Source organism: Rickettsia endosymbiont of Culicoides newsteadi, assembly GCF_002259525.1.
In the GTDB taxonomy this organism is placed as follows: Bacteria; Pseudomonadota; Alphaproteobacteria; order Rickettsiales; family Rickettsiaceae; genus Tisiphia.
Window position 1 is genome coordinate 1 of the sequence record NZ_MWZE01000055.1, and the last position, 7,570, is coordinate 7,570.

A 7,570-nucleotide genomic window follows, 5' to 3' on the forward strand; every position below is an offset into this window, starting at 1 on the left:
ATTTCCTGTGACCAATAATTAGCTCCTCCACATGCCTCCATAGCTACCAATGAACTTTTATCGAGATTGCTTAAATAGGCTATTAACTCATCTCTTGTAACTTTTTGGTAACCTATTTTTTTGCCATTTTGATCGACTTGCACCAAGTGCATACTATTTTTTGCTAAATCTATTCCTATTATAGTATTTTTTATGCTATTATTTATCATGGTATGGACCTATTAATTAAATTATTATTTAATTTGGAGCAGCTGAAAACTATTTTTCAGCTGACTCCGTACAAGTAAAGCATATTTCGCTTCACTCGTCCATACCATCATTCCCGCGTAGGCGGGAATCTAAACCCCGCACCGAAGCAGGGGTGATATTAAGAGTTAGCAGGGGTGGCATATTATAAATAACTCACCTTACGCATGGCATTTAAAAGTCATATAGAAAATAGCTTGGCGTCATTGCGAGAAGCTATTTTAGTAGCGACGAAGCAATCTAATGAATGTGGATTGCTTCGACCATGTAGTGGTCTCGCTAATAGCGTTTTGTACTTTTTTGCAACTTTTTAAATTGCCATGGGGTTTATGCCACAACTGTTGAAAGTTAGAAGAGGAAGCGGCTTTAGACCGGATAGTTTAAAAGTCGTATGTGGTCAACGTCATTGCGAGAAAGACCGTAGGTCGACGAAGCAATCCATAAAAGTAACCAAAGATGGATTGCCACGACCACTACGTGGTCTCGCAATGACAGAAAACCTATCTAAAACCCGCTTTACCTTCTAACTTTCAACAGTTGTGGGGTTTATGCGTAAGGTGAGTAAATAACAAATTATTTTTTTAATAAGAATAGGTTAAATTATGGTTAAAAAACAAAAATTCTTAAAAAATTTGCTGACCAGCGTGTCAGTCGCCTCTGTTGTAGCAAGCATAGGGGGAAGCAGCGTGGCTTTTGGTGCTAATATTGGTAATGTTAATACTACTATTGCCGCCCTTGTTACAGCTGGTTTTGCTGATAATGGTGATCTAACTTTTAATGCCCTTGATGGCGCTGGTGATCCTGTTACCCTTACAGTTGATGCAGCTTCCTTTGCCATTGGCAATATAGGTAATATACAGGTAACAGAGCGCGGTAATATCGTCATAGAGCGGGATATTTCTATAGGGACTATAGCAGGAGTAAATACTACGACTGCCAGAATTAATGCCGGTAATACATTAACATTAGGTGGAAACGGTCATACAGGATTAGGGATTACAACTCTTGAAGGAGCTGGCTCTAAGCTTAAGCTAAAAGGTGGTGCCACTATCAATAATGCTATCATTACGGCTACTAATAGGGAGGGCATATTAACCTTTGAAGGAGCTGGTACAGTAGCTGGAGATATTGGTGGGGCTAATATGGCTTTAGCAAGTGTTGATTTTACTGGAGCTGGTAATGTGCAATTGAAAGGAGCACTTAATAATGCCTTGATTTTCAATATTAACCATGCGGATGCTAATGTTACCGCTGATCATGATTTGACTGGTAGCGTGATTTTTGGTGCTAATGGTGGTACCTTAAAAACACCTAATGTTACAGGTGATGCGACTTTTGGTGATGGTGGTGGTACGTTAGTTGGTGACGTAGGTGGTGATGCGACTTTTGGTGCTGGTGCTGGTAGGGTTGGTAACGTAAATGGTAATGTGATTTTTGGTGCTGGTGGTGGTATGGCTGGTAACGTAGGTGGTCGTGTAACTGTTGGTGCTGGCAATGCTAGTGTTGGTGCGGTTACAGGTAATGTGACTTTTGCTGATGCTGGTAAATTAACTGTTGGTGGTGGTATTGGTGGTAATGTAGATTTTGCTGGTAAGGCAGGTAGAATTACTCTGGCAGCTGGTCAGGCAATCGGTGGTAATGTTGATAATACTGGTGCTGCTGATAATGGTGTATTATTATTTCTAGGAGCTGGTGAAGTGACAGGGAGAATTGGTGAGACTAATGCTTTAAAGACAGTGAGTTTCAATGGCCCTGGTGATGTACACTTACGGCACGCTGCTAATGCAGCCAAAGCCACTACTTTCTTCTTTAATAACGCCAGGGCTAATGTTACTGCTTATGGTGGAATTGAAGGTGATATACAGTTTAGTGCTAATGGTAAGTTAAATTTGGGAAATGGCAAAATAATCAATGGGGCTATAACTACGACTAAAGATAATCATGGGAAATTAAACTTTTTAGGGGCTGGTACAGTAGAGGGAAACATTGGAGCTAATGGAAAGGCTTTAAATGAGATTAGTCTACAAATTGGTGATGTTTTATTAAAAGGAGATGTTTTTGCTAAGGAAACTAAACTTATTGATGGTTCTGTACTTAAGTTGGAAGATGGTAAAAACATTACTGGAGCTATCACTACAGCTGCTGATGGTAAAGGAACATTAACCTTTAACGGAGCTGGTAAAGTAACTGGAAATATTGGTATTGCTGGTGTTGCTTTAGCCGGGATTAATATAGGTGTAGCTGGTGGTAAAGTTATTAAATTAGAAGGAAATGTTTTTACTAAAGAACTTACCTTTGTTACCGCTAATGAAGTAGAAATTACTGGTAATTTTGGCGAGGTTGGAGCTGTAGGTAAAGTTAATTTTAATGCGGTAGGAACGCTAACATTTAATGGTCCAGTGGCTGACCCTAAAATATTCAATTCAACAATAGGTGGTGGTGCTAATGGTACTTTAAATGTTCGGGGTAACCTCAAGGCTATAAATGAACAGATTGGAAATATTGGTGTCATAAATATTGGTAATGCTGCTAATGCTGCTAATGCTGGTAATGCTGGTTTTCTAACCATAGATGCCTCGGGTGCTGACGTTATTCTCCGTGGTAATGGTGGTGGTGCAGATCAAGAAATCAACTTCTTGCATGCAGATTCAGTATTGACGTTATATAGTAATGCAGCTAAGAGCATAACCTTTAATAATAACTTAGCAGGAGGAGTTGGTGGTATTGCTCCTGGTGGGGTAGTATTAATGCATGGTGATGGTAATACTTTAACTCTAAAATCTGTAGGTGGAAAAACCCTTGGGGTAGCTGGTAACTCGCTACGAGAATTACAAATTCGTGGTAAGGTGACTATTGCAGGCGATGTTGATGCACTTGATATACAACATATTCCTGTATTAAACATTATCAATGGTGCAGAATTTACTGATGAAAGTGCCACCTCAGCCCAGATTACTAATGTCTATATTGGAGCGACAAATGGTACCGGTAAAGCAAATTACATAATTGGTGCAAAACATGGTGCTGTTGATATTTTAGCTAATGGTAAAGCAATTCATTTTTCGCATGCACAGTCTCAGTTAACGTTACGGAATAGTGATAATGCAAATGATAGGACTATAAAGTTGCTCAATAATCTAGACCCAGGTACTGATAATACAGGTATAGTTGAGTTTGATTCTGGTAATCATAACAAACTATTAAAGATTGACGGAGCAGGTAAAACTTTAGGTATTGTGGCTCATAAGCTAAAAGGAGTAAAATTTTCTGGTACTGGGAATATTGAGGTCGTCCCCGCCATATATGCTGAGACTATAACATTAAATACAACTGGAAATGCTGAGATAACAACGAACGGTGTTAATGGTGATGTTGTATTTGCTACGGCTGGTAGATTAACAGGTGATGTTACAGGTGGAGTGATTTTTAAAGCCAATGGTCGTGTAACTGGTAACATTACAGGGCTTGTGACTGTTAATGCTGGTAATAGTATTGTTGACAATGCAGTAGCTAATGTAATTTTTAGTGGTGTTGGTCAATTAACTGCCACTCAGGGTGTTACAGGTGATGTGGATTTTGCTAGTCACGCAGGTACAATTACGCTGGGAAATAATCAAAGCATTACTGGTGCTATAAAAAATAGTGATAATGCAACTTTAGAGTTTTCAGGAGATGGGAGATTAACTGCTGCTACCTTAAACTTAAAAACGTTAAAAGCCGGGGCAGGTAATTTAAACTTAGCTACTGGTAATTATAACATTAAGGAAATCCAGGGTAATGGTGTACTCAGCAGTTTAACTTTTGCTAATGACTTTAATTTAAAAGGTGGCATTAACTTGAGTGCTGGAAACGCAGTTAATTTAATATTCGCAGGTAATGGCAGCATTGATAGTGACGTCGGAACAAATGCCAACCCGGTTGGTAGTATCCAAATTAAAGCTGGCACTGTGACATTTGGTGGGGCAATTAATTCTAATAACGATCTCGTGATAGCAAATAAGGCAATGGCTGATATTGCTAAAGATTTGAAGGCTCGTGAGATTAAGGGACAAGGTACGGTTAAATTTAGTAATAAAGACAAGATTGTTATTGATAGCCAAATAGGTAATGATACTATTCTGGAAATAGCCGGAGCAGATGTAGAAGCTGTCAAAAAAGTTTCTGCTCAAAATATTATCTTCTCTAGTGCTAAGAGTGCAACTTTAACCTTAAAAACAGCAAGTACTATTAATGGTATTACAACAACAGGCAATAATTTCTATAGTCTGGCATTAGGTGCAGATTGTAGCACTGGAACAAATGATATTGCTGCTAACGTAGATATTAAATTACTAGGTGATCACACAATCACTATCAATAGTAAAAATTTCTATTCCGATATATTGACCGAAAAGAATAATAGTGGTAAAGTAATATTCAAGGCAGAGGATAGCGTTGCTTATGGCAATCTAGGGGCAGATAAATTTAGATTGGCTGATGTAATTTTTGATAATAATTCAACGGTAAGAGCTGATATTTACTCCAAGAAAATAACAATTAGTGCTGATAAAACTGCAACTTTTGCTGGTGTTGAAAAAAGAACTATAGCTGTGCCAACAATAAATATAAAGGGAGTTGAATTACCAAGACTATCAAAAGAGTTTAGCTATTATACGCTAATTGATTCGGATAATATAGATGCTAAACCATCGTCCGAGATAAAATTTGAGAATGCCGCCTTGGTTAAAGCTCCAATTAAGGATGGACAGGTGACATTAGCAGATAATGTTTGGTTTAAAGGAAAAGTAGATTCAACATCTTCTGTAAGTTTTGCTAATAAGTATGTATTATTAGAAAAAGACATTAAGTTTGCTAGCATTGAAGCAAGTCAAGCTAAGATAATTAGCTTGCCTGGAAATCAAACTATTGCTGGTGATTTAACCGCTAAAGATTTAACTATAGATCTTGGGACTAATAAATTAAAATATGTTGGTAATGCTATACTAACAGGAACGCTACAGCTGGATACTTTCTATGACAGCTTAAAAAAGGCAGGTGGTAATATAGAAATTCAGGGTAAATTAGATATATCACAACTAGACAGATTGGATGTAAACATAACAGCCCGATCTGATAGTAGCAAAATTTCTAAAGACACTCAATATACTCTGATTTCGTTAGCTAATAAAGATGACAATACTGTAATTGATAAAGACAAAGTTAAACTTGTTTCAGTAAAGGAACAAAACAGCTTTGTTGAATGGAGTCTTGATCCTACTACTCTAACTTTACATGCCAAGAACATTACTAAGGAAGAATTAGAGGCCAAATTAAAGGAAAAAGAAGGAAAGAAAGATGACGAAGGGAAGGAAAAGAAGGAAACAAAGGGAAAAATAGCGGAAGTAAAGAAAGAAGCAAAGAAATTTGTTATTGACTCACCAAATAATTCAGCACAAGAAATAGCGTTTATTAAACAGTTGCTTCAGGTTGAGTTTAATGGAGATAGTGATGCGGCTAAGTTTCTGAGCCAATATGGTTCTATGGATAGCAAAAATCAAGATTTAGCGACTAACAGATTATTACCTGGTAACGAAAATTTAATCGGACAAAGCCCTATGAATTCAACGGCTGCAGTAATGACATTGATGAGTCAAGTTGCTGTTGCTGCTACTCAAGTTGCTGGAAGAACAGCAACTGTAGGAGCTGGTGATGATGATAAGGTAATGTATGGAGTATGGGGTAGTCCGTTTTATTCTACCGCTAACCAAAAAATGCAGCAAGGAGTTAGTGGTTATAACATGAAATCGGCGGGCTTAATCGTCGGCTTTGATGGTTTAGTAAATGATAACTTGCTAGTTGGGGCAGCCTATAGCCTAATTAATACCAAAATGTCTCATAAAAATCAGAAAAGTGGTGATAGAACTAACGGGCAAACTAATATCTTCTCTTTATATGGTGTATATAAATTTGCAGATAATTGGTTTGCTGAAAGCATAGCATCATATGGCATAACTAATGTTAAAAACTTAGAAGGACGCCTAATCTCAGCTGAATCGGCAAGTGTTACTGCTCTAGAAAAAGCTGTTGCTAAATATAAATCTACTTCTTATGGTGGGCAGCTAGTTACTGGATATAATTATCAAGCTTCTGAACAATTGACTATTACCCCAGCTATTGGGTTTAGATATTCGCAATTTATGGATGATGGTCATACGGAAACTGGTACAACCTGTCAAAACTTAGTTGTTAAAAAGAGATCGTACAATAAATTTGAAGGTATTTTTGGGCTGAGAACTGCGGCAAACATCCAACTTGACCAATTACTATTAATACCAGAAGTGCATGGTTATGTTAATTATGACTTCAAAGGAAAATCACCAGTAATTGATGCAAGGTTAGGTGGAATAGATAAAGCATTACCAACAAAATTAGTTAAACCTGATAGGGTCTTCTTTAATGTTGGTACTGGCTTAACTGCCAAACACAATATGATGGAATATGGTGTTACCTATAATGCCCACATTGCTAGCAAATATATTGGTCATCAAGGTAGTTTGAAGATTAAAGTGAATTTCTAGAAAGCTTTAAAATTGGGTAGTGTCTCTGTGCTTCATTGTCATTCTTAGCAATGGCGGGAATCTAGACCCCTGCTTACGCAGGGGTGACACTGAGTTAAGCCGGGGTGGCATCCACAACAGTTGGGATTTTACGTCCTCAAGCCGTCATTGCGAGGAGGCATGAGCCAACGAAGTAATCCAGAAAGTAATCACAAAATGGATTGCTTCGTCGGTCTGGCGACCTCCTCGCAATGACATCTTGTACTTTAACCTTTTTTCCGTGAACACTCACATTCAATCTACAATTGTAGTATTAGAACAATAATTTTAATTTTAGCGAACCTTGATGGTGGGAATATTTATTATTAAAAACTAAATATTCATATGCTGCCATAATTTCTGCTAGTTGTATAATGGACTGAAGAAAATGGACAAAAAAAATAGAGTTAAAAGTTTCCTAATTAAGATAAAATAATAAGAAAAAATTAGGAGAAAAAATGACAAAAGAAAAAGCAAGAGTTTTTAGTGCTGAAGAAAAAACTAGGATAGTATTAGAAGTGCTGAAAGAAGAGAGTCCATTATCAGTGATAGCATCAAAATATGAGATAAACTCAAAGACAATTAGTAATTGGAAAAAACAATTTATATCAAATGCAGCATTGGCTTTTGAACCAGCAAAACTGGTAAGTAAATATCAGGAACAAATTAATATGCTGAAAGAACAAAATGATGAATTAGCGAAAACTCTTGGAAAAACAATAGTAGAGAGAGATTGGGCTGTGGGAAAG

Annotated in this window: 2 protein-coding genes and 1 pseudogene; 2 read left to right on the forward strand and 1 reads right to left on the reverse strand. The window is 37.3% G+C overall.

From position 1 onward, the window contains the following. Window positions 1-209 (reverse strand): annotated as a pseudogene (locus tag RiCNE_RS04620) (IS110 family transposase); the annotation flags it as partial. 639 nt (window positions 210-848) lie between these two features. On the opposite strand from RiCNE_RS04620, the gene RiCNE_RS04625 reads away from it, so the two are divergent. Then, the gene (locus RiCNE_RS04625; RefSeq protein WP_094649439.1) at window positions 849-6,803 is read left to right on the forward strand and encodes an autotransporter domain-containing protein; all 5,955 of its coding nucleotides are present in this window, start codon (window positions 849-851) and stop codon (window positions 6,801-6,803) included. Window positions 6,804-7,279: 476 nt separating this feature from the next. After that, on the forward strand, window positions 7,280-7,570 hold a 291-nt coding region (locus RiCNE_RS04630), incomplete at its 3' end, for a transposase (RefSeq protein WP_157905682.1).

Bases quoted from the DNA above. Each gene is read 5' to 3' on its own strand.
- RiCNE_RS04625 (WP_094649439.1), top strand. From the start codon at position 849: ATGGTTAAAAAACAAAAATTCTTAAAAAATTTGCTGACCAGCGTGTCA.